Origin of the sequence: Pseudomonas sp. Leaf48 (assembly GCF_001421885.1) — a bacterium.
GTDB lineage: Bacteria > Pseudomonadota > Gammaproteobacteria > Pseudomonadales > Pseudomonadaceae > Aquipseudomonas.
Map to the genome: position 1 here is coordinate 81,479 of NZ_LMLH01000002.1, position 22,931 is coordinate 104,409.

General features: G+C 59.4%; 20 protein-coding genes. 6 read left to right on the forward strand and 14 right to left on the reverse strand.

Annotated features, from left to right (window positions below; genetic code table 11):
• Window positions 1–2: 2 nt before the first annotated feature.
• Window positions 3–767: a uroporphyrinogen-III C-methyltransferase gene (gene cobA, locus ASE98_RS02395; protein WP_060539816.1), complete on the forward strand. Its 765-nt coding sequence runs from the start codon at window positions 3–5 to the stop codon at window positions 765–767.
• An 86-nt stretch (window positions 768–853) separates the two neighbouring features.
• Here cobA and ASE98_RS02400 read toward each other — a convergent pair whose 3' ends face one another.
• The 8 genes from ASE98_RS02400 to ppsA form a co-directional block, all read right to left on the reverse strand.
• Complete coding sequence (locus ASE98_RS02400; protein ID WP_060539817.1) at window positions 854–1,882, reverse strand: OmpA family protein; 1,029 nt, start codon at window positions 1,880–1,882, stop codon at window positions 854–856.
• Between the two features lie 107 nt (window positions 1,883–1,989).
• Window positions 1,990–2,580: an RNA polymerase sigma factor SigX gene (gene sigX / locus ASE98_RS02405; RefSeq protein WP_017337463.1), complete on the reverse strand. Its 591-nt coding sequence runs from the start codon at window positions 2,578–2,580 to the stop codon at window positions 1,990–1,992.
• A gap of 93 nt (window positions 2,581–2,673) precedes the next feature.
• Window positions 2,674–3,498 (reverse strand): mechanosensitive ion channel family protein, encoded by an 825-nt coding sequence (locus ASE98_RS02410; protein ID WP_060539818.1) that lies wholly within the window; start codon window positions 3,496–3,498, stop codon window positions 2,674–2,676.
• A 2-nt stretch (window positions 3,499–3,500) separates the two neighbouring features.
• Window positions 3,501–3,749: a hypothetical protein gene (locus tag ASE98_RS02415; protein ID WP_008048593.1), complete on the reverse strand. Its 249-nt coding sequence runs from the start codon at window positions 3,747–3,749 to the stop codon at window positions 3,501–3,503.
• Between the two features lie 63 nt (window positions 3,750–3,812).
• Window positions 3,813–4,808 carry a zinc transporter ZntB gene (locus ASE98_RS02420; RefSeq protein WP_060539819.1) on the reverse strand — a complete coding sequence of 332 codons (996 nt, stop codon included), beginning with the start codon at window positions 4,806–4,808 and terminating at the stop codon, window positions 3,813–3,815.
• 24 nt (window positions 4,809–4,832) lie between these two features.
• Entirely contained in the window at window positions 4,833–5,324 is a 492-nt protein-coding gene (rraA, locus tag ASE98_RS02425; protein WP_060539820.1) for a ribonuclease E activity regulator RraA, read from the reverse strand.
• A 137-nt stretch (window positions 5,325–5,461) separates the two neighbouring features.
• Entirely contained in the window at window positions 5,462–6,451 is a 990-nt protein-coding gene (locus ASE98_RS02430) for an alpha/beta fold hydrolase (RefSeq protein WP_060539821.1), read from the reverse strand.
• A 96-nt stretch (window positions 6,452–6,547) separates the two neighbouring features.
• Window positions 6,548–8,923 (reverse strand): phosphoenolpyruvate synthase, encoded by a 2,376-nt coding sequence (ppsA, locus tag ASE98_RS02435; protein WP_060539822.1) that lies wholly within the window; start codon window positions 8,921–8,923, stop codon window positions 6,548–6,550.
• Window positions 8,924–9,097: 174 nt separating this feature from the next.
• Between ppsA and ppsR the strand changes: the two genes are divergently transcribed.
• Window positions 9,098–9,916, forward strand: coding sequence for a posphoenolpyruvate synthetase regulatory kinase/phosphorylase PpsR (gene ppsR / locus ASE98_RS02440; protein ID WP_060539823.1), 819 nt, complete (start codon window positions 9,098–9,100; stop codon window positions 9,914–9,916).
• A gap of 62 nt (window positions 9,917–9,978) precedes the next feature.
• Here the strand turns inward: ppsR and prpF are convergent, their stop codons facing one another.
• The 5 genes from prpF to ASE98_RS02465 form a co-directional block, all read right to left on the reverse strand.
• Window positions 9,979–11,169: a 2-methylaconitate cis-trans isomerase PrpF gene (prpF, locus tag ASE98_RS02445; RefSeq protein WP_060539824.1), complete on the reverse strand. Its 1,191-nt coding sequence runs from the start codon at window positions 11,167–11,169 to the stop codon at window positions 9,979–9,981.
• A 66-nt stretch (window positions 11,170–11,235) separates the two neighbouring features.
• Window positions 11,236–13,830, reverse strand: coding sequence for a Fe/S-dependent 2-methylisocitrate dehydratase AcnD (gene acnD / locus ASE98_RS02450; RefSeq protein WP_060539825.1), 2,595 nt, complete (start codon window positions 13,828–13,830; stop codon window positions 11,236–11,238).
• Between the two features lie 205 nt (window positions 13,831–14,035).
• The gene (prpC, locus tag ASE98_RS02455; RefSeq protein ID WP_060539826.1) at window positions 14,036–15,163 is read right to left on the reverse strand and encodes a bifunctional 2-methylcitrate synthase/citrate synthase; all 1,128 of its coding nucleotides are present in this window, start codon (window positions 15,161–15,163) and stop codon (window positions 14,036–14,038) included.
• A 171-nt stretch (window positions 15,164–15,334) separates the two neighbouring features.
• Window positions 15,335–16,225 carry a methylisocitrate lyase gene (gene prpB, locus ASE98_RS02460; RefSeq protein WP_007944511.1) on the reverse strand — a complete coding sequence of 297 codons (891 nt, stop codon included), beginning with the start codon at window positions 16,223–16,225 and terminating at the stop codon, window positions 15,335–15,337.
• A complete protein-coding gene (locus ASE98_RS02465) occupies window positions 16,222–16,938 on the reverse strand; it encodes a GntR family transcriptional regulator (RefSeq protein ID WP_177336941.1) in 717 nt (238 codons plus the stop codon). The genes prpB and ASE98_RS02465 overlap by 4 nt, the downstream gene beginning before the upstream one ends.
• Window positions 16,939–17,239: 301 nt before the next feature.
• Between ASE98_RS02465 and rloA the strand changes: the two genes are divergently transcribed.
• From rloA to pabB, 4 genes are all read left to right on the forward strand, one after another.
• Entirely contained in the window at window positions 17,240–17,776 is a 537-nt protein-coding gene (gene rloA, locus ASE98_RS02470) for a retropepsin-like aspartic peptidase RloA (RefSeq protein WP_060539828.1), read from the forward strand.
• A gap of 5 nt (window positions 17,777–17,781) precedes the next feature.
• The gene (rloB, locus tag ASE98_RS02475) at window positions 17,782–19,317 is read left to right on the forward strand and encodes an osmotic stress tolerance membrane protein RloB (protein WP_060539829.1); all 1,536 of its coding nucleotides are present in this window, start codon (window positions 17,782–17,784) and stop codon (window positions 19,315–19,317) included.
• Entirely contained in the window at window positions 19,317–20,303 is a 987-nt protein-coding gene (locus ASE98_RS02480; protein WP_060539830.1) for an alpha-L-glutamate ligase-like protein, read from the forward strand. The genes rloB and ASE98_RS02480 overlap by 1 nt, the downstream gene beginning before the upstream one ends.
• A gap of 412 nt (window positions 20,304–20,715) precedes the next feature.
• Window positions 20,716–22,059 (forward strand): aminodeoxychorismate synthase component I, encoded by a 1,344-nt coding sequence (gene pabB, locus ASE98_RS02485; protein ID WP_060539831.1) that lies wholly within the window; start codon window positions 20,716–20,718, stop codon window positions 22,057–22,059.
• 112 nt (window positions 22,060–22,171) lie between these two features.
• Here pabB and thrH read toward each other — a convergent pair whose 3' ends face one another.
• Window positions 22,172–22,789 (reverse strand): bifunctional phosphoserine phosphatase/homoserine phosphotransferase ThrH, encoded by a 618-nt coding sequence (gene thrH / locus ASE98_RS02490; RefSeq protein WP_060539832.1) that lies wholly within the window; start codon window positions 22,787–22,789, stop codon window positions 22,172–22,174.
• Window positions 22,790–22,931: the final 142 nt, after the last annotated feature.

Sequence of the window (22,931 nt, forward strand, 5' to 3'; positions counted from 1 at the left end):
CTATGAGCGCAAAAGTCTGGCTGGTGGGTGCGGGCCCTGGCGATCCGGAATTACTGACCCTCAAGGCGGTACGCGCATTGAGAGAAGCGCAAGTGGTGCTGATCGACGACCTGGTCAACAACGCGATCCTGGAGCATTGCCCTCAAGCGCGGATCATTGCGGTGGGCAAGCGCGGTGGCTGTCGCTCCACGCCGCAGGCATTCATTCATCGATTGATGCTGCGTTATGCCCGCCAAGGCAAATGCGTGGTGCGGCTCAAGGGGGGTGACCCGTGCATCTTTGGTCGTGGTGGTGAAGAAGCGCAATGGCTGCGCGAGCAGGGAGTGGAAGTCGAGCTGGTCAACGGCATCACCGCCGGGCTTGCTGGCGCGACGCAATGCGACATCCCTTTGACCTTGCGCGGCGTTGCCCGCGGGGTAACGCTGGTGACCGCTCACACCCAGGACGACAGCAGCCTCAACTGGCAGGCATTGGCCCAGGGCGGTACGACCCTGGTGGTTTACATGGGCGTGGCGAAATTGAGCGAGATTCGCGAGCAGTTGCTGGCAGGTGGAATGGCGGCGGATACGCCAGTGGCGATGATTGAGAACGCCTCCCTGCCCCATCAAAGGGAATGCCGGAGCAGCCTTACAGCAATGGAAGAAGATTCCTACATCTTCCAACTCAAGAGCCCGGCTATCCTAGTGATCGGTGCTGTGGCGGCCCATGCAGAGTCCTCTCTGTGGGAGCGTGACGTGCCCGCGATGAAGGCCTGCCAGCCAGCCTGAACCTGTCCGACTCAGCTTCGGTTGATCAAATCGCAGGCAAAGAAAAGCCCGGCCTAAGCCGGGCTTTTCTCAGAGCTGCGAGCTAATTACTTAGCTTGAGCTTCAACCTGCGCTTCTACGCGACGGTTTACAGCGCGGCCAGCGTCAGTTTTGTTGTCAGCAACTGGGCGGGATTCGCCGTAGCCAACAGACTGAACGCGGGACGATTCAACACCGTACTGGTTGGTCAGAACTTGTTTAACGGCGTTTGCACGACGCTCAGACAGTTTCTGGTTGTAAGCGTCAGGACCGACGGAGTCAGTGTGACCTTCAACAGTAGTGGTGGTGGCTGGGTACTGCTTCATGAAGTCAGCCAGGTTCTTGATGTCGCCGTAGCTGTTTTCTTTGACTACCGACTTGTCGAAGTCAAATTTGACGTCCAGCTCAACACGAACAACTTCAGCAACTGCTGGGCAGCCGTCAGCGTCAACAGTTACGTTGGCTGGGGTGTCCGGGCACTTGTCAACGTTGTCGCAAACGCCGTCGTTGTCGCTGTCGGAGCAAACTTCTGGAGCTGGAACCGGAGCAGCAGGCTTGTTGCCGCCACCGAAGTTCACACCGATACCGACGCTAGGAGCCCACTCGGTGTTGCCCTGGTCGATGTTGTACTGAGCTTCAACGCCGGCACGGGCGTAGAAGTTGTCGGTGAAGTACAGCTTGGCACCGCCGCCAACGTTGGCGAAGGTGGAGTGGTTACGACCGCCCGAGCCGTTCTGGTCGATGCTCTGGTGGGAGAAACCGCCCGACAGGTAAGGACGCAGCATGTCGCCTGGGTTGTTGAAGTGGTACAGGCCGTCCAGAGCTGCGTTCGAGCCCTTAACGTCCTGGCCGTCGTCGGTCACAGCGTTGTGGACTTCGTCGTAGGACAGACGCAGTTCAACGTCGTCAGTCAGGAAGTAACCGATGGAACCACCCGGCAGGATGCCGTCGTTCCGGAAGTTACGGTCGGTATCGAAATATTGCTTCTTCGCGTAGCCTTCGATTTCAACTGCGCCTTGGCCTTGTGCCAGAGCGCCGAAGGAAGTGGCGGCAATAAGAGAACCAATGGCCAAGCCCAAGGTGTTTTTCAGTTTCATCCGTTAAATCCCCATCTGGTGATTGTGAAGCAGTCCCGCAAACCGGGGGACAACTCGGCGGCAAGTCTAACAGAACTTGCCTACACGTAAGAGATATTTGCGCTGAACTAAGTTTCAGCAATGCCTGCAAATTTCTCACGCAATTTATCTAGAGCACGTTTGTACCGCATTTTTGTCGCACTCAATCCCATATGCATGATATCCGCGATCTCTTGAAATTCCAGTTCTGCGACAAATCGTAGCACCAGAATTTCACGGTCAATCGGATTCACATACACCAACCAGCGATCAAGTCCACCCTTTTCCTCGGGTTTCGGCGCCTTTTCTTCGGACGCTTCCTCAAGGGGGTCAAGACTTAATGCGTCCATCAAGCGACGCTTTCGCCGTTCTTTCCGATACTGCGTGATGCACTCGTTGTACGTGATGCTATAGAGCCATGTCTTGAACTTCGATTTACCTTCGAAGTTCTTCAGGCCATACAGCACCTTCAACATGACCTCCTGACAGACATCGTCAGCATCGCGATCGTTCCCAAGATATCGTGCACACACGTTAAATAATGTTCGCTGGTAACGCCGCATCAGTTCTTCGTAGGCGCGCGTCACGTGAAACAGCTCGGTATGCGAGCGCGCGACCAACTCCTCATCAGAGAGCTCGCGGGGGTCGTAGCGCGTGGATAACGATTGGGCTTTATTCAAAACAAGTCGGGCCGACAGTTCAGGTCAATGTCCGCCGCAGCGCCAGCGTCAGCAGGCAATATGCGGCGGCATACATTAGCAGGGTTTGCCGGGTTAGCGGCTACTCACATGCTGCTCAAGGAGGATCCGATTGGAAAGAGAGACTAGCTCACCCTCATCGGTCAGCAATGTGGTTTTAACCGTGCCGATCTCTTCGATCTGGCCTTCGACCTCGCCAACACGTACTTGTTGCCCAACCTGATACAACTCACGCACATAGATTCCCGCAAGAATCTGTCCAGCTATTTCCCGGCTTCCCAGCCCCATTGCCAGCGCTACTGCCAGACCAACGGTGATCAAAACAATCACAATCACATGGTTGAGCAGGTCAGTCTTGACCTCCAACTGGCTGATCGCGACCGAGATGCTGATGATAATCACCAGGCCCTGAGCAATTCGCCCTAACCCGGAAGCGTAGTCCAGTCCTACGCCTTCTGCCGCACCGCGTACCAGCCCATTGGCCAGTTGCGCCAGCAAGACACCCACCAGCAGCACCAGCGCCGCACCGAATACCTTCGGCAAATACAACGCTAGCATATCCAGCGTAGCTGAAACTCGCTCAAGTCCAAGGGATTCTGCGGCAGAAACCAGAAAAATAAGCAGAACGAACCAATAGACGATTTTTCCGATCAACGTCGAGATCGGTACCTGAAGACCCGCACGGGACAGCAACTTGGTCAGGCCAGTACCGCCCATCAGGCGATCAAGGCCAAGCTTGGCGAGCAACTTGGACAGCAACGCGTCCAGTAGTTTAGCCACGACGAAGCCCAACAGCAGCACAACCAGGGCGCCGAACAGGTTCGGGATGAAGTTCGCAACCTTGGTCCACAACGCAGTCATTGCAGTGACGAGGCTCTGAGTCCAGAGATCAAGTTCCATATTCAATCAGCCTTATCAGCGGTGCGGGCGGCAGGTTTACGTAAACGGGATACCGGCGCGACATGGGCCGATCCATTATTCAAGGCGATCATCAGGGCGGGCAACCAGCGGCCCAGCAGACTGAACAAATCACCGGCGCCGACCTGGCGGTTGGCGGTTTTCAGCACGCGACCAAGGCACGCATCGTCGTCCCGGGTGGAGGGTGATGCATTGAGCATGTCGCGTAAAGACTGTTCAAACGGATCGTGCATACGCACCTCTCGTGATGTCTGTGAAAGACGCGGCCAGATTTGCCCGGGTCACATGACTCACCTTCAGACCCACCGCAAACGCCGAAATAACCACCACTGCCCCAGCGCTACCGAGATCATCATCAGGCACGCAACCATGAAGCCATAGGGGCTCTCGGAGAATGGAATTCCGCCGACGTTGATCCCCAGAAGACCGGTAAGAAAACTCATCGGCAAAAAAATCCCGGTGATGACACCAAAGCGATACATCGTGCGGTTCATGCGCACGCTCAATCGTCGGTCTTCAGCCTCCAGGACCAGCCCCACCCGCTCGCGGGTCAATTCCAGCTCCTCGAGATAACGAGTCAGGCTGTTGTTCAATTCGTTCCAGTAATCGCCATCGTCTTCGACAAACCAGGGCAATTTTATCCGTGTCAGCTGGCCAAAAATATCCCTTTGCGGCGCGAGAAAGCGTTTTAACGCGGCGGCCCGACGACGGATCTGCAAAATCGCTCCGTGCTCCGGGGTATACCGTTCGTCGGCATCGAGTTTTTCTTCTTCCCCGTCGACCACTTCGGAGAGATCGCTGACCAGATCCTGCACCTTGTTGGTGAGGTACTGCGCCAGGTAAAGAATGAGTTCGGAGGCAGTTTTCGGCCCCTTGCCAGCCTCCAGCTGCACCAGCAACTCTTCGGTGGCGCGCAATGGGCGCAAACGCAGGGAAATGACGCGCCGGGCCGAGCCGAAGATCCGAACCGAGACCATGTCTTCCGGCTCGGCGCCAGGGTTCAGATTAACCCCGCGCAAGAACAGCAGCAGTTCGCTGTCGGACAGTTGCAACAATCGCGGCCGAGTGTTCTCTTCCAGCAACAGATCGCAATTGAACTCGCTCAGGCCACTGGATTTACGCAACCAGGTATGGGTTTGCGGATGACTGCGATCCCAGTGCAGCCACAGGCTTTCATGGGCCTGCAACTGCAAGTCGTCGAGTTCAGTCCGGGCTATCGAACGCGCGCCGCCTTTACCGTCCAGCACCAAGGCATGCACCAGGCCCCATTGCGCGTTGTCTTCCTCGAACATCCGCATTCCTTTGTTGATCGGACTTTATTCAGGCATCTTGAGCGGGCTTGGCGAGATGATCACGCCGTTGTTGTCCGCATAAACGTACTGGCCCGGGTGGAAGGTTACGCCCGCGAAAGTCACGGCAACGTTGAGATCGCCAATGCCGCGCTTGTCGGTTTTCATTGGGTGGCTGGCCAGCGCCTGAACCCCCAGGTCGGTTTGCGCGATCACGTCCACATCACGGATGCAGCCGTAGATCACCATGCCTTCCCAGCCATTTTTGGCCGCCTTCTCGGCAAGCATGTCGCCCAGCAGCGCGCGACGCAGAGAGCCGCCACCATCAACCACCAGGACTTTGCCATTACCCTTGAGTTCAACCTGCTCCTTGACCAGCGAGTTGTCTTCGAAACACTTGATGGTCACGATTTCGCCGCCGAAGGAATCACGGCCGCCAAAATTGCTGAACATCGGCTCCAGCACCTGCACCAGCTCCGGATAAGCGTCGCACAGGTCAGGCGTGAGGTAATGGTTCATCGAGAAACTCCTGTAAAGAGGAAGACAGCACGAACATCAGTGATGACTCAGTCACTGAAAGTGACCAGAACAGCTCAATCCGTCATATCTTAGCCGCAAGCCGAACAGAGCGAAATGCCCTTGTTAGAGCGGCAGACTCAAATCACCTTGGAAAAATCCGCTTTTTCAGCCATCAAGGGTGCCTGGGGATCGGCAAGCCAACGCGCTACCAACGGCCAGACTTCATTCTGGGCGGCCTTGCTCACCAGCATTTCGACGTGACCGAAATTGTCAGCAAAACCCTGTTCATGACCCAGATTGATAAATTGCTTGTGCTCAGAACCGACCTGATCGAACAACTTGCGACAGGCCCACGCTGGGTCCTGATGGTCACCGGCCGCACTCATGGCCAGCACCGGCACCTGGACGCTGGCCAGACCGGCCCACCAATCCTTGTCCGCATCGCCAAAGCGCCCGAACAGGCCAAACCAGCGCATGCTTTCCAGGGCCAGGCCGATCGGCTCATCCTCCGGACCGCGCTTGAGCCGCGAACCTGACAGTTGGGCAAAACGCTTGAGAATGAAGCGACCGCCCCACTCCACGGGTGGAATCTTCAACGGCCAGTAGTTGCGGCTGACTTGCGTACCAAAAAACGCCGCCGAGGCCACCACTGGCTCACCGATATACTCGCCGCCCAATGCAGCTGCCAGGGTAGTACCCCCCAGCGAATGACCGATCCAGTGCGGGGCCTGCCCACTCTGCTCGCGCACGAACGCGCCAATGGCGGGCAGATCATAGCGCGCGTAGTCGGCGACACGATTGTTGCGGTAGTCCTGATTACGCCGAGACAAGCCGTGACCGCGCATTTCGGCGATCCACACGTCAAATCCCAGGCGAGCCAGATAAGCGCCGAGCCCAAGCCCCTTGGGTGAAAACCAGAACCGGCGATTGGAAAAGCTGCCGTGCAACAGGATCACCGGCACGCCACGGCAGGCGGGTTCATCAGCCATGCCGAGGCGGGTCACAGCCAGTTCGACGGTACCGTCAGGGCTGTTACCGGGTTTCAAACGATAGACATCTTCGCTCAGATCACCGCGTCGTTCGGCGCTGATCAGGGCGACAGGAAACAGGTTGCTGCTGCTTTGCATAATCTCTTGCACAAAAAAGGGCGGCATCCGGAGGAGCCCGCCCTGCTTGAACTTCTAATGGGCCGCTCAATGTGGGAGCGGCCCGTTCACACTACATCAAGCCTGCGCTTGACCTTCAGCCAGGAAGAACCAGGTTTCCAGCACGGAGTCAGGGTTCAACGAAACGCTTTCGATGCCCTGCTCCATCAGCCACTTGGCCAGGTCCGGGTGGTCCGAAGGACCCTGACCGCAGATACCGATGTATTTGCCGGCCTTGTTGCACGCAGCGATGGCATTGGCCAGCAGCTTCTTGACCGCAGGGTTACGCTCGTCGAACAGGTGCGCAATGATCCCGGAGTCACGGTCCAGGCCCAGAGTCAGCTGGGTCAGGTCGTTGGAACCAATCGAGAAGCCGTCGAAGAACTCGAGGAACTCTTCCGCCAGGATCGCGTTGGATGGCAGTTCGCACATCATGATGATACGCAGACCGTTTTCACCGCGAGCCAGACCGTTTTCGGCGAGCAGATCGATCACTTGGCTGGCTTCGCCCAAGGTACGGACGAACGGCACCATGATTTCGACGTTGGTCAGGCCCATCTCGTTGCGCACGCGCTTGAGGGCGCGGCACTCGAGTTCGAAGCAGTCACGGAACGATTCGCTGATGTAACGCGAAGCGCCGCGGAAGCCCAGCATCGGGTTTTCTTCTTCCGGCTCGTAAAGCTTGCCGCCGATCAGGTTCGCGTATTCGTTGGACTTGAAGTCCGACAGACGCACGATGACCTTTTTCGGCGTGAACGCTGCAGCCAGGGTGCTGATGCCTTCGACCAGTTTGTCGACGTAGAAGTCGACCGGATCGCTGTAACCGGCAATGCGCTTGTCGACGCTTTCCTTGATTTCTTGCGGCAGACCGTCGTAGTTCAACAGTGCCTTGGGGTGCACGCCGATCATGCGATTGATGATGAATTCCAGGCGGGCCAGGCCCACACCGGCGTTCGGCAGCTGTGCGAAGTCAAAGGCGCGGTCCGGGTTACCGACGTTCATCATGATCTTGAACGGCAGATCAGGCATGGCGTCCACGGAGTTCTTCTTGATATCGAAGCCCAGTTCGCCTTCGAAGATGAAACCGGTGTCGCCTTCAGCGCAGGAAACGGTCACGCCCTGGCCGTCTTTCAACAGCTGGGTGGCGTTGCCGCAACCGACAACCGCTGGAATGCCCAGCTCACGGGCGATGATCGCCGCGTGGCAAGTACGACCGCCACGGTTGGTAACGATGGCGCTGGCGCGCTTCATGACCGGTTCCCAGTCCGGGTCGGTCATGTCGGAAACCAGTACGTCGCCAGGCTGGACTTTGTCCATCTCGGACACGTCCTTGATGATGCGAACCTTGCCGGCGCCGATGCGCTGGCCGATGGCGCGACCTTCAACCAGCACAGTGCCGGTTTCTTTCAGCAGGTAACGTTCCATGACGTTGGCCTGGGTACGGCTCTTCACGGTTTCCGGACGGGCCTGCACGATGTACAGCTTGCCGTCGTCACCGTCCTTGGCCCATTCGATGTCCATCGGGCACTTGTAGTGCTTCTCGATGATCATCGCCTGTTTGGCCAGTTCGCTGACTTCAGCGTCGGACAGGCAGAAACGTGCGCGCTCGGCCTTGTCCACGTCGACGGTCTTGACCGAACGACCGGCCTTGGCTTCGTCGCCGTAGATCATCTTGATGGCCTTGCTGCCCAGATTGCGGCGCAGGATGGCCGGACGACCGGCTTCCAGCGTGCCCTTGTGGACATAGAACTCATCCGGGTTCACCGCGCCTTGTACGACAGTTTCACCCAGGCCGTAGGCGCCGGTGATGAACACCACGTCACGGAAGCCCGACTCGGTGTCGAGGGTGAACATCACGCCGGCGGTGCCGGTTTCGGAACGGACCATGCGCTGAACGCCGGCCGACAGGGCAACCAGCTTGTGGTCGAAACCCTGGTGCACGCGGTAGGAAATCGCGCGGTCGTTGAAAAGGGACGCGAACACCTCTTTGGCGGCGCGAATGACGTTTTCGACACCACGGATATTCAGGAAGGTTTCCTGCTGACCGGCGAAGGAAGCGTCCGGCAAGTCTTCGGCGGTAGCCGAAGAGCGCACGGCCACGGCCATGTCAGGGTTGCCGGCCGACAGCGCGGCGAACGCGGTGCGGATTTCGGCATTCAGTTTTTCAGGGAACTCGGCTTCCATGATCCATTGACGGATCTGGGCACCGGTTTTAGCCAAGGCATTGACATCGTCGACGTCCAGGGCGTCGAGGGCGGCATGGATCTGATCGTTCAGGCCGCTCAGTTCCAGGAAATCACGATAAGCCTGAGCGGTCGTGGCGAAGCCACCGGGTACCGATACACCGGCACCTGCAAGGTTGCTGATCATCTCGCCCAGGGATGCGTTCTTGCCCCCCACGTGCTCAACGTCGTCTTTGCCGAGCTTGTCGAGGGAAACTACGTACTCTACCAAGGTGATCTCTCCACTAACTGTGTTGGAAAAGCTCAGGAACCGGCTGCTCAAGGGAGCGTTTGCCAGCTGTATGGCCTGGACCTGGAAAATAAGTGAGAATGCAGGCCATTGGCGGCCTGCAAATCGCGCCTATCATATCGAAAAATCGTCATGAGCTTAAGGCCCAAGGTGCAAATGAAACGATCTGCTTTCTTTATTTCCGATGGCACCGGCATTACCGCCGAAACGCTGGGCCAAAGCCTTCTGGCGCAGTTCGAAAACATCACCTTCAGCAAATTCACCCGACCGTACATCGACAACGTCGACAAGGCGCGGGCAATGGTCCAGCAAATCAATAAAGCCGCCGAAAACGATGGCTTTCGCCCGATCATCTTCGACACCATCGTCAATCAGGACATTCGTGAGATTCTCGCAACCTCGAATGGTTTCATGATCGACATTTTCTCGACCTTCCTGGCACCACTGGAACAGGAACTCACCGAGCACTCTTCCTACACCGTCGGCAAGTCCCACTCCATCGGCACCAACTCCAATTACATGGAGCGCATCGAAGCGGTGAACTTCGCCCTCGACAACGACGACGGGGCCCGCACGCACTATTACGACAAGGCCGACTTGATCCTGGTGGGCGTTTCGCGGTGCGGCAAGACCCCAACCTGCCTGTACATGGCCATGCAGTTCGGCATCCGCGCCGCCAACTACCCGCTGACCGAAGACGACATGGAACGCCTGACCCTGCCAAGTGCCCTGCGCGCCCACCAGCACAAGCTGTTCGGCCTGACCATCGACCCGGACCGCCTCACCGCGATCCGCAACGAGCGCAAACCCAACAGCCGCTATTCGAGCTACGCCCAGTGTGAATTCGAAGTGCGCGAAGTGGAGAACCTGTTCCGTCGCGAGAACATCCCGCACATCAACTCCACACATTTTTCGGTGGAAGAGATTTCGGCGAAAATTCTGGTGGAGAAAGGTGTAGAGCGGCGGTTCAAGTGAAATAGCTTCACTGCACACCCTGCAGGAGCGAGCAGGCTCGCTCCTACGGGGATAGGCGTCAGTTAGAACGAGTCGCCAGGAACGCGAACATAACCTTCCATCAACACCCGCGCACTGCGGCTCATGATGGCTTTGTTCACGGTCCACTCGCCGTTCACCAGGCTGGCCTCGGCGCCGACACGCAGGGTGCCCGACGGATGACCGAAACGCACCGCATTGCGTTCGATACCACCGGCAGCGAGATTGACCAAGGTGCCGGAAATAGCCGCCGCCGTACCGATGGCCACCGCAGCGGTGCCCATCATTGCGTGGTGCAGCTTGCCCATGGACAGTGCACGCACCAGCAGGTCGACATCACCGGCCGCAATCGCCTTGCCGCTCGATGCCACGTAGTCCGCAGGCTTGGCCACGAAAGCCACCTTCGGCGTATGTTGGCGCTTGGCCGCTTCGTCGATATTGCCAATCAGCCCCATGCGCAACGCGCCATAAGCACGGATGGTTTCGAACATCAGCAACGCTTTCGGGTCGCCGTTGATCGCGCCCTGCAGCTCGGTACCGGTGTAGCCGATATCTTCGGCATTGACGAAAATCGTCGGGATGCCGGCGTTGATCATGGTGGCCTTGAAGGTGCCCACGCCGGGTACTTCCAGGTCATCCACCAGGTTGCCGGTAGGGAACATCGAACCGCCACCGCCCTCTTCTTCCGCAGCCGGATCGAGGAATTCGATCTGCACTTCGGCAGCCGGGAAGGTCACGCCGTCGAGTTCGAAATCGCCGGTTTCCTGCACTTCACCGTTGGTGATCGGCACGTGAGCGATGATGGTCTTGCCGATGTTGGCCTGCCACACGCGAACCACGGCCACGCCGTTGTGCGGAACGCGGCTGGCATCGATCAGGCCATTGCTGACGGCGAACGAGCCGACTGCAGCCGTCAGGTTGCCGCAGTTGCCGCTCCAGTCCACGAATGGCTTGTCGATGGAAACCTGACCGAACAGGTAGTCGACGTCGTGATCGGCCTTGATGCTTTTGGACAGGATCACGGTTTTGCTGGTGCTGGAAGTTGCGCAGCCCATGCCGTCGATTTGCTTGTCGTAAGGATCGGGGCTGCCGATCACGCGCAGCAACAGGGCATCGCGGGCCGGGCCGGGAACCTGAGCTGCTTCAGGCAGGTCTTGCAGGCTGAAAAATACGCCTTTGCTGGTGCCGCCACGCATGTAGGTGGCAGGGACTTTGATCTGTGGTGCATGAGCCATGATGCTCGTCTCTCCTAATCCAGAAACAGACATGGGACCCAAGGTCCCATGTCTGTACAGCCTGTGTTATACGGCCACTGCCGACTCTTCGAGGAAGTCCTGGGCGAAGCGTTGCAGCACGCCGCCGGCTTCGTAGATCGACACTTCTTCGGCAGTGTCGAGACGGCAGGTCACCGGGACCTCGACGACTTCGCCGTTCTTGCGATTGATCACCAGCGTCAGATCAGCGCGCGGTGTGCGAGCACCGACGACGTCGTAGGTTTCACTACCGTCGATGGCCAGGGTGTGGCGGTTGGTGCCCGGCTTGAACTCCAGCGGCAACACGCCCATGCCCACCAGGTTGGTGCGGTGGATGCGCTCGAAACCTTCGGCGGCAATCGCTTCCACGCCGGCCAGGCGCACGCCCTTGGCGGCCCAGTCACGGGACGAACCCTGACCGTAGTCGGCACCGGCGATGATGATCAGCGGCTGCTTGCGATCCATGTAGGTTTCGATCGCTTCCCACATGCGCATGACCTTGCCTTCCGGCTCCACGCGAGCCAGCGAACCCTGCTTGACCTTGCCGTCTTCCTGAACCATTTCGTTGAACAGTTTCGGGTTGGCGAAGGTCGCGCGCTGCGCGGTCAGGTGGTCACCACGGTGAGTCGCGTAAGAGTTGAAGTCCTCTTCCGGCAAGCCCATTTTCGCCAGGTATTCGCCGGCGGCGCTGTCGAGCATGATTGCGTTCGACGGCGACAGGTGGTCAGTGGTGATGTTGTCCGGCAGCACTGCCAGAGGACGCATGCCCTTGAGTGGACGCGCGCCGGCCAGTGCGCCTTCCCAGTACGGCGGACGACGGATGTAGGTGCTCATTTCGCGCCAGTCGTACAGCGGCGCGACTTTCGGGCCGGTGTCTTCGTGGATGGCGAACATCGGGATGTAGACCTGACGGAACTGTTCCGGCTTGACCGACGCCTTGACCACTGCGTCGATTTCTTCATCGCTCGGCCAGATGTCTTTCAGGCGAATTTCCTTGCCGTCTACTACGCCCAGCACGTCCTTCTCGATGTCGAAACGGATGGTGCCGGCGATGGCGTAAGCCACTACCAGAGGCGGCGAAGCGAGGAATGCCTGCTTGGCGTACGGGTGAATCCGGCCGTCGAAGTTACGGTTGCCGGACAATACGGCAGTGGCGTACAGGTCGCGGTCGATGATCTCTTGCTGGATCACCGGATCCAGTGCACCGGACATGCCGTTGCAAGTGGTGCAGGCGAACGCGACGACGCCGAAACCGAGCTGTTCCAGCTCATCGGTCAGGCCGGCTTCATCGAGGTACAGCGCCACGGTTTTCGAACCCGGGGCCAGGGACGACTTGACCCATGGCTTGCGGGCCAGGCCGAGCTTGTTGGCATTACGCGCCAGCAGGCCGGCGGCGATCACGTTGCGCGGGTTGCTGGTGTTGGTGCAGCTGGTGATGGCGGCGATGATCACCGCGCCGTCCGGCATTTGACCCGGGACATCGTCCCACTGGCCGGAGATGCCTTTGGCAGCCAGATCCGAAACCGCTACACGGGCGTGCGGGTTGCTCGGGCCGGCCATGTTGCGCACTACCGAGGACAGATCGAACGTCAGGCCGCGCTCGTATTGCGCGCCCTTGAGGCTGTCAGCCCACAGACCGGTGGTCTTGGCGTAGTTTTCCACCAACTGCACCTGGTCGTCTTCACGGCCGGTGAGCTTGAGGTAGTCGATGGTCTGCTGGTCGATGTAGAACATCGCAGCGGTGGCGCCGTATTCCGGGGCCATGTTGGAGATGGTCGCGCGGTCGCCCAGGGTCAGGGCCGCTGCGCCTTCGCCGAAGAACTCCAGCCATGCGCCAACGACTTTTTGCTTGCGCAGGAACTCGGTCAGCGCCAGCACCATATCGGTGGCGGTGATGCCCGGTTGCAGCTTGCCGGTCAGTTCTACGCCGACGCTCTCAGGCAGACGCATCCAGGAGGCGCGGCCGAGCATCACGCTCTCGGCTTCCAGGCCGCCAACACCAATGGCGATCACGCCCAGCGCATCGACGTGCGGGGTGTGGCTGTCGGTACCGACGCAGGTATCAGGGAAGGCCACGCCGTCACGCACCTGGATCACCGGAGACATTTTCTCCAGGTTGATCTGGTGCATGATGCCGTTGCCTGGCGGGATCACGTCGACGTTCTTGAACGCCTTCTTGGTCCAGTTGATGAAGTGGAAACGGTCTTCGTTGCGGCGGTCTTCGATGGCGCGGTTCTTCTCGAACGCCTCCGGATCGAAACCACCACGCTCGACGGCCAGGGAGTGGTCGACGATCAGTTGGGTCGGCACCACCGGGTTGACTTGCGCAGGATCGCCACCTTGCAGGGCGATCGCATCACGCAGACCGGCGAGGTCGACCAGGGCGGTCTGGCCGAGAATGTCGTGGCACACCACACGGGCCGGGAACCAAGGGAAGTCGAGGTCGCGTTTGCGCTCGATGAATTGCTTCAGGGATTCGTTGAGCGTGGCCGGGTCGCAGCGACGCACCAGGTTTTCCGCCAGCACGCGGGAGGTGTACGGCAGGGTGTCATAGGCGCCGGGCTGGATGGCCTCGACCGCCGCGCGGACGTCGAAATAATCCAGATGGCTGCCGGGAAGCGTTTTACGGAATTCTGTGTTCATCAGTCGGGACTCGGTCACGGTAAATACAAAGGGGGGCCCTGGCGCAGCTGCCGAATTGAACTCGGTCAAATGTGGGAGCGGGCTTGCTCGCGAAAGCGGTGTATCAGTCAACATCAATGTTGGATGTCAGCCCGTCTTCGCGAGCAAGCCCGCTCCCACAATGATCACCGGTTCAATCAGCAACCCGCGTGGAAGCCTCCACCGTTCAGCGTTGTTCGATTGGCACGAACTTGCGCTGTTCAACGCCGGTGTATTCGGCGCTCGGGCGGATGATGCGGTTGTTGGCGCGCTGCTCGAATACGTGAGCAGCCCAGCCGGTCAGGCGCGAGCAGACAAAGATCGGCGTGAACAGCTTGGTCGGGATACCCATGAAGTGGTACGCCGAGGCATGGTAGAAGTCCGCGTTCGGGAACAGTTTCTTCTGCTCCCACATGGTCTTGTCGATGGCTTCGGAAACCGGGAACAACACCTTGTCGCCCACTTCTTCAGCGAGTTTTTTCGACCAGCCCTTGATCACTTCGTTACGTGGATCGCTGTCTTTGTAGATCGCGTGACCGAAGCCCATGATCTTGTCCTTGCGCTCGAGCATGCCGAGGGTGCCGCTGATCGCCTCTTCAGGCGAGCTGAAGCGCTCGATCATTTCCATCGCCGCTTCGTTGGCGCCGCCGTGCAGCGGGCCGCGCAGCGAACCGATGGCCGCAGTGATGCAGGAGAACAGGTCGGACAGGGTCGACGCGCAAACACGTGCAGTGAAGGTCGATGCGTTGAACTCGTGCTCTGCGTAGAGGATCAGCGAAACGTTCATTACCTTGACGTGCAGCTCGCTCGGCTTCTTGCCGTGCAGCAGGTGCAGGAAGTGCCCACCGATGCTTTGCTCGTCGCTCACGCAGTCAATGCGCTTGCCTTCGTGGCTGAAGCGATACCAGTAGGTCATGATCGCCGGGAAGGCGGCCAGCAGACGGTCGGTCTTGTCGTGCTGCTCGGAGAAGTTGTTCTCCGCTTCCAGGTTACCCAGGAACGAGCAGCCAGTGCGCATCACGTCCATCGGGTGGGCATCGGCAGGGATGCGCTCCAGCACTTCTTTCAACGCTTGCGGCAGGTCACGCAGCTTGCTCAGCTTGGCGACGTAGGCAGCCAGTTGTGCTTTGCTCGGCAGGTCGCCGTACAACAGCAGGTAGGCGACTTCTTCGAACTGTGCGTCAGCCGCCAGTTCACGGACGTCATAACCACGATAGGTCAGACCGGCACCCGCCTGGCCCACGGTGGACAGTGCGGTTTGCCCGGCTACCTGGCCACGGAGCCCGGCGCCACTGAGTACTTTTGCTTCGGCCATTTTTTGTCTCCAGCATTCTTGAATTTGTCAGGGAAACTTCGTCCGTCTTCCTGTAGGAGCGAGCATGCTCCGGGCGGCGCTCCGACGATGGTGGACGCTACGCCGCGGCTTCCCGCGTTTTCGTTGACGTCCATCGCGAGCTTGCTCGCTCCTACAGTGACAGGGCGTTGATTATTTCTTCGCGGCGAACAACGCATCGAGCTTCTGCTCGAAGGTGTGGTAGTCGATGCGATCGTAAAGCTCCATGCGAGTCTGCATGGTGTCGATGACATTCGCCTGGGTGCCATCGCGGCGCAGTGCGTTGTAGACGTTTTCCGCTGCCTTGTTCATGGCGCGGAAGGCCGACAGCGGGTACAGCACCAGGGACACGTCGACCGCAGCCAACTGCTCGGTGGTGTACAGCGGCGTCGCGCCGAATTCGGTGATGTTGGCCAGGATCGGCGCTTTCACGCGGCTGGCGAACAGCTTGTACATGTCCAGCTCGGTGATGGCTTCCGGGAAGATCATGTCGGCGCCAGCCTCGATGCAGGCAGCAGCGCGATCCAGAGCGGATTCCAGACCTTCCACCGCCAGGGCGTCGGTACGGGCCATGATCACGAAGCTGTCATCGGTACGCGCATCAACAGCAGCCTTGATGCGGTCGACCATTTCCTGCTGGGTAACGATTTCTTTGTTAGGACGGTGGCCGCAACGCTTGGCACCGACCTGGTCTTCGATGTGGATCGCCGCGGCGCCGAACTTGATCATCGACTTCACGGTACGGGCAACGTTGAAGGCCGACGAACCGAAACCGGTGTCCACGTCCACCAGCAGCGGCAAGTCGCAAACGTCGGTGATACGACGCACGTCGGTCAGCACGTCATCCAGGCCGGTGATGCCCAGGTCCGGCAGGCCGAGGGAGCCGGCAGCCACCCCGCCACCCGACAGGTAGATCGCCTTGAAACCGGCGCGCTTGGCCAGCAACGCGTGGTTGGCGTTGATTGCACCGACCACTTGCAATGGATGCTCGCTGGCGACCGCATCGCGGAAACGCTGACCTGGAGTGCTCTTGTTCAAACTCATGACTCACCTCGTTTGGCTGTCGGGTTGGCGCCGTCCTGGTAATGACGGGCGATATTGCGTTTGGAAGCGCCGATGTGGCGGCGCATCAACAACTCGGCCAGTTCACCGTCACGGTCGGCGATGGCATCGAGAATGCGGTGGTGCTCGGCGAACGCCTGGTGTGGGCGATTGGGCGTGCTGGAAAACTTCATCCGGTACATGCGCACCAGCTGGTACAGCTCGCCGCAGAGCATTTGGGTCAGCGTGCGATTGCCGCTGCCCTGGATAATTCGGTAATGGAAGTCGAAATCGCCTTCCTGCTGGTAATAGCCACGACCGGCCTGAAACGCCTCGTCGCGCTCGTGGGTGACCAGCACCTGACGCAGCTCATCGATCTCCTCGACGCTCATGCGTTCGGCGGCCAGACGGCAGGCCATGCCTTCGAGGGACTCGCGGATTTCGTAGAGCTCGATCAACTCGGCGTGGTCCAGTGATACCACCCGGGCGCCGACGTGCGGCACACGCACCAGCAGACGCTGGCCTTCCAGGCGATGGATGGCCTCGCGCAGCGGGCCACGACTGATACCGTAGGTGCGCGCCAGTTCCGGCTCGGAGATTTTGCTGCCCGGGGCGATATCGCCTTTGACGATAGCCGCCTGAATACGCCGGAAGACGTTCTCGGAGAGAGTCTCCGAATCGTCCTGCGCAATCACCGGGGGATCGAGTTGATCCAGCATATTGTCGACACCTTGAAATCCAATGCCGCAAAAATTAGCGAAAAGCGCCATGGGAGTCAAAGGATAATTGGATATTGTCGACAATCTTCTGATAACCGGCAGTTCCATCACGTATAGATGTCTACAACTGGAGCACAGGGCCACGCTGGCGCCATAAAACCACCGTGCTAGAATGCCGCCCGCATTTGTGTGTCACATCTGCACTGCCTGTCATGAAACCCTGGCAGGCATACGAGGGAGCTTGCGCAGCGATGCCAGGGCCTTGAATCGAAACACGGACTGCTGCGCACCAGGATTTATGAGACTCAAGCCCTTCCCTGCACTTCTTTTTCTCCTTTACCTGCCCGATTTTGCAGCGGCGGGTGAAAAGACCGTGTACGGCCTCAATGAGTACGCATCGCTGGGCGGCATCGACCTGGAAGTTGCGGCCAAACTCGACACCGGAGCGAAAACCGCTTCACTCAGTGCCCGGGACATCAAGCGCTTTAAACGCAATGGCGAGTCGTGGGTGCGCTTCTACCTGGCCATCGACACCGCTCATTCGCATCCGATCGAACGCCCCCTGGCCCGCGTCAGCAAGATCAAGCGCCGGGCCGGCGACTACGACCCGGAAGAAGGCAAGAAGTACACGGCCCGCCCGGTGATCGAACTGGATATCTGCATGGGCTCGGCCTTACGCAGCATCGAAGTGAACCTGACTGACCGCAGCGCATTCCAATATCCGCTGCTGATTGGCTCCGAAGCGCTCAAACGTTTCGATGCGCTGGTCGACCCCAGCCTTAAATATGCTGCAGGCAAACCCGCCTGCACCACCGACGCTCATATCGCAGAGTAATTTAAATGCGCGCTCTTACCCTTCATCTGAAACTGCTGATCGCCATCCTGGTGGTGCTGGGCATTTCAGTCACGGCCTATCAGATCTTCGTGCTGGGCATTCCGGTGACCGAAGATGCCACCGACGACTTATGGAACATCGACGCCAAGGTCGAGTTCGTCGCCAGTGCCAAGGATCCGGTCAAGATCCAGATGTTCGTGCCGCCCTTGAGCCGCGACTTCGTCAGCCTCAACGAGAGCTTCATCTCCAATAACTACGGCGTGGCCGTGAACCGCGTTGACGGCAACCGCAAGGTTACCTGGTCGGCGCGCCGCGCCAAGGGCAACCAGACGCTCTATTACCGCCTGGTACTGACCAAACGCTACTCCGGCGAAAAACCCAAGATCAAAGGTGCGACGTTCCGCGACAGCATGCCCATCGAAGGCCCTGAGAAAGTCGCCGCCGAAGCCCTGCTTGCACCCATTCGCCAGCATTCGGCGGACGTCGAAACCTTCATCGGCGAAGCCATCAAGCGGGTCAACAACGTCAACGATGACAATGTGAAACTGCTGCTGGCCGGCGATCCGACCACGGCGCACAAGGCGAAAATCGTCGAACTGCTGCTGTCCATTGCCCACGTGCCAGTAGAAAAGGTCCACACCATTCGCCTGGTGGCCGACCAGCCGCAAGTCCCGGAACTGTGGCTGCGCAGTTTCAACGGTACCGACTGGCTGTACTTCAACCCGGAAACCGGCGAACAGGGGCTGCCGACCGACCGCCTGCTGTGGTGGAGCGGCGATGAAAACCTGATTACCGTCGACGGCGGCAAGAAAGCAACCGTGACCTTCAGCCTGAACAACAGCGAAATGAACGCCATTCGCCTGGCCAAGCTGACCGACGAAAACACCGACGCCAAGTTCCTCGAATACTCGTTGTACGGCCTGCCGCTGCAAACCCAGCAGACCTTCATGATCATGGTGATGATCCCGATCGGCGTGCTGGTGATCCTGATCCTGCGCAACCTGATCGGCATCCAGACCCTGGGCACGTTCACCCCGGTGCTGATCGCCCTGGCCTTCCGCGAAACCCAGCTCGGCTTCGGCATTGTGCTGTTTACCGTTATCACCGCGCTGGGGCTGTCACTGCGCTCCTACCTCGAACACCTGAAGCTGCAGATGTTGCCGAGGCTGTCGGTGGTGTTGACGTTCGTGGTGGTGTTGATCGCGGCCATCAGCCTGTTCAGCCACAAACTGGGCCTGGAGCGCGGTTTGTCGGTGGCACTGTTCCCGATGGTGATTCTGACCATGACCATCGAACGCCTGTCGATCACCTGGGAAGAGCGCGGCGCCAGCCATGCCATGAAAGTGGCCATCGGCACCTTGTTCGCCGCCTCCCTGGCGCACCTGATCATGACCGTCCCGGAACTGGTGTACTTCGTGTTCACCTTCCCGGCGATCCTGCTGATTCTGGTCGGTTTCATGCTGGCGATGGGGCGTTATCGCGGCTACCGCCTGACCGAACTGGTGCGCTTCAAGGCTTTCCTGAAGAAGGCTGACGCCTGATGTTCGGCTTCTGGAAGACCTGGAAGGCCCTGGAAGCCCGGGGCATCATGGGCATCAATCGGCGCAACGCAGACTATGTGCTCAAGTACAACAAGCGCAGCCTGTACCCGATTGTCGATGACAAGATCATCACCAAGGAGCGCGCCATCGCTGCCGGCATTCATGTGCCGGAACTGTATGGCGTGATCTCTACCGAGAAGGAAATCGACAAGCTCGGCGAGATCATCGGCGGGCGCAACGACTTCGTGATCAAGCCGGCCCAGGGCGCAGGCGGCGACGGCATCATTGTTGTCGCAGACCGCTTCGAAGGCCGCTACCGCACGGTGTCGGGCAAGATCATTGCCCACGAAGAGCTCGAGCACCACATCTCCAGCATCCTCACCGGCCTGTATTCCCTGGGCGGTCACCGCGACCGGGCGCTGATCGAGTACCGTGTCACCCCCGACCAGATCTTCAAGAGCATCAGCTACGAAGGCGTGCCGGACATCCGCATCATCGTGCTGATGGGCTATCCGGTAATGGCCATGCTGCGCCTGCCGACCCGCCAGTCCAGCGGCAAGGCCAACCTGCACCAGGGCGCCATCGGCGTCGGCGTGGACCTGGCGACAGGCCTGACTTTGCGCGGCACCTGGTTGAACAACATCATCACCAAGCACCCGGACACCACCAATGCGGTGGACGGCGTGCAATTGCCCTACTGGGACGGCTTCATGAAACTCGCCGCCGGCTGTTATGAGTTGTGCGGCCTGGGTTACATCGGTGTCGACATGGTGCTGGACCAGGACAAGGGGCCGCTGATTCTCGAACTCAACGCCCGGCCGGGGTTGAACATTCAGATCGCCAATGACTGTGGGTTGACGCTGCGTTGCCATGCGGTCGAGGCGCGGCTGGAAGAGTTGAAGGCTCGTGGGGTGAGTGAAACCGTCGAAGAGCGTGTGGCGTTTGTGCAGGAGATGTTTGGGCATATTCCTGCGGTGCAAGGCTGAAAAGCCCCTCACCCTAACCCTCTCCCAGGGGGAGAGGGGACTGACCGTGGGTTTCTCTAGAAATACGGCGACCTGAACGTGCTATACCGAATCCATAATCGAAATACTGCGGCTGGAAAAAGCTGTACCCACAATAGACACACAGCGACTTGAAAACGCTGAACTCACAACGACACACAGCGACTTGAAAACGCTGAACCCACAACGACACACAGCGACTTGAAGCCGCTGAACCAAATCCATAATCAACTCGATTTTTCAGGTCGATGTATAGCGCCAGACACCTCGGTCGGCCCCCTCTCCCCCCGGGAGGGGGCTGGGGTGAGGGTAGCTCTTGATTCAACCCTCTAGGAGCAACTCCCCCAGAGGACTACAATCCCCACCCCGCCTCAATGGCCGATCTCCTTCACCCATGCTGACCTGCTCCGTACACCCACTCCCCTATCACGCCAACCCCGCCGGATTTTTCGCGGCAATTCGTCATGCCCCTGGCGCCGTACTGCTCGACAGCGGCCGGCCAAGCGCCGAACGCGGCCGTTATGACCTGCTCAGTGCCTGGCCGCTGGAACAACTGGCCATAGCGCCCGACGAAAATGGCGGCGATTTCCTGCAACGCCTGCGCGATAACCTGGCACGCCTGGGCGAAGCCACTATCCCCGAGCCATTTGAACTGCCCTTCGCCGGCGGCTTGATCGGCTACCTGAGCTACGACTTCGGCCGGCATCTGGAAAACCTGCCGAGTCAGGCGCTGGATGACCTGCAACTACCCGATGCGCGTTTCGGCCTCTACGACTGGGCGCTGATCAGCGATCACCTGCGCATGAGCAGCCAACTGGTATTCCACCCGACGCTGGCGGACAGCGAGCGCCAGCGCCTGATCGACCTGTTCAGCCAGCCTGCCCCGCAAACGCTCGAGCCATTCCACCTGCAGGCGCCGATGCACGCCGACTTGAGCGTTGATGAATATCGCCAGGCCATCGAGCGCATCCAGCAATACATCCAGGCTGGCGACTGCTATCAGGTCAACTTCGCCCAGCGTTTCCGCGCGCCCTGCCAGGGTGATCCGTGGACCGCGTACAACGCGCTGCGGGCGGCGTGCCCGACACCGTTTTCCGGTTTCCAGAGCCTGCCCGACGGCGGCGCGGTGTTGAGCCTTTCGCCCGAGCGTTTCGTCAAGGTCAGTGAGCGCCAGGTCGAAACCCGACCGATCAAGGGTACCCGCCCCCGCGGCCGGAACGCCGAAGAAGATGCGGCGAACGCCGCCGAATTACTGGCAAGCCCAAAAGATCGCGCAGAGAACCTGATGATTGTCGACCTGCTGCGCAACGACCTCGGGCGCACCTGTCGTATCGGCTCGGTACGGGTGCCTGAATTGTTCAGCCTGGAAAGCTATCCGAATGTGCATCACCTGGTGAGCAGCGTCACCGGGGAACTGGAGCAGGGCCGCGATGCCCTGGACCTGATCGCCGGCAGTTTCCCGGGCGGCTCGATCACCGGAGCGCCGAAGATTCGCGCCATGCAGATCATCGACGAGCTGGAACCGACCCGGCGCGGGCTGTACTGCGGTTCATTGCTGTACCTGGACGTACGCGGCGAGATGGACAGCTCCATCGCCATTCGCAGCTTGCTGGTCAAGGATGGCCAGGTGTGTTGCTGGGGCGGTGGCGGGATCGTCGCCGACTCCGAGTGGCAGGCCGAATATCAGGAGTCGATCACCAAAGTGAAGGTGCTGCTCGATACCCTGCAGAATCTTTAAGAGCTTCGCGGGCAAGCCCGCTCCCACAGGTTACATGTTGTTCACAGATTTTGTGATCAACGCAAAACCACTGTGGGAGCGGGCTTGCCCGCGAAGGCGTCAGTTCAGACGACTACAGGCTCAAAGTCCGATTCGAAGCCTTGATAAACTCCTGCTTGAGCTCCTCGAACGTGTGCACTGCCGGGAACTGCGGGAACTCGGCAATCACGTTGTCCGGCGCATGGAACAGGATCCCGGCATCCGCCTCGCCCAGCATGGTGGTGTCGTTATAGGAATCACCCGCCGCAATCACCCGGTAGTAAAGGCTCTTGAACGCCAACACCGACTGGCGCTTGGGGTCTTTTTGGCGCAACTGGTAACCCGTCACGCGCCCACTGTCGTCAGTAATCAGACGATGGCAAAGCAAGGTCGGGAAACCCAGCTGACGCATCAGCGGCTGGGAGAACTCGTAAAAGGTGTCCGACAGAATCACCACCTGGAAGCGCTCGCGCAGCCAGTCGACAAACTCGATGGCACCGTCCAGCGGCTTGAGCGTGGCGATCACTTCCTGGATGTCGGCCAGCTTCAGGCCATGCTCGTCGAGAATCCGCAGGCGCTGTTTCATCAGCACGTCGTAGTCGGGAATGTCCCGGGTGGTGGCCCTGAGGGATTCGATCCCGGTTTTTTCGGCGAAGGCGATCCAGATTTCCGGGACCAGCACACCTTCAAGATCCAGACAGGCAATTTCCACAAGACACCCCATTTGTATTGATTATTGAGTCGAGCGTGTAAAAAGACTGCCGAACTCTAGCGACTCGGGCCTGCCTGCGCAACGCAGTGGGCCCCCGATCCGCCCGGCTTTTTGTTACCATCGGCCCTATATAGAGCGCCCA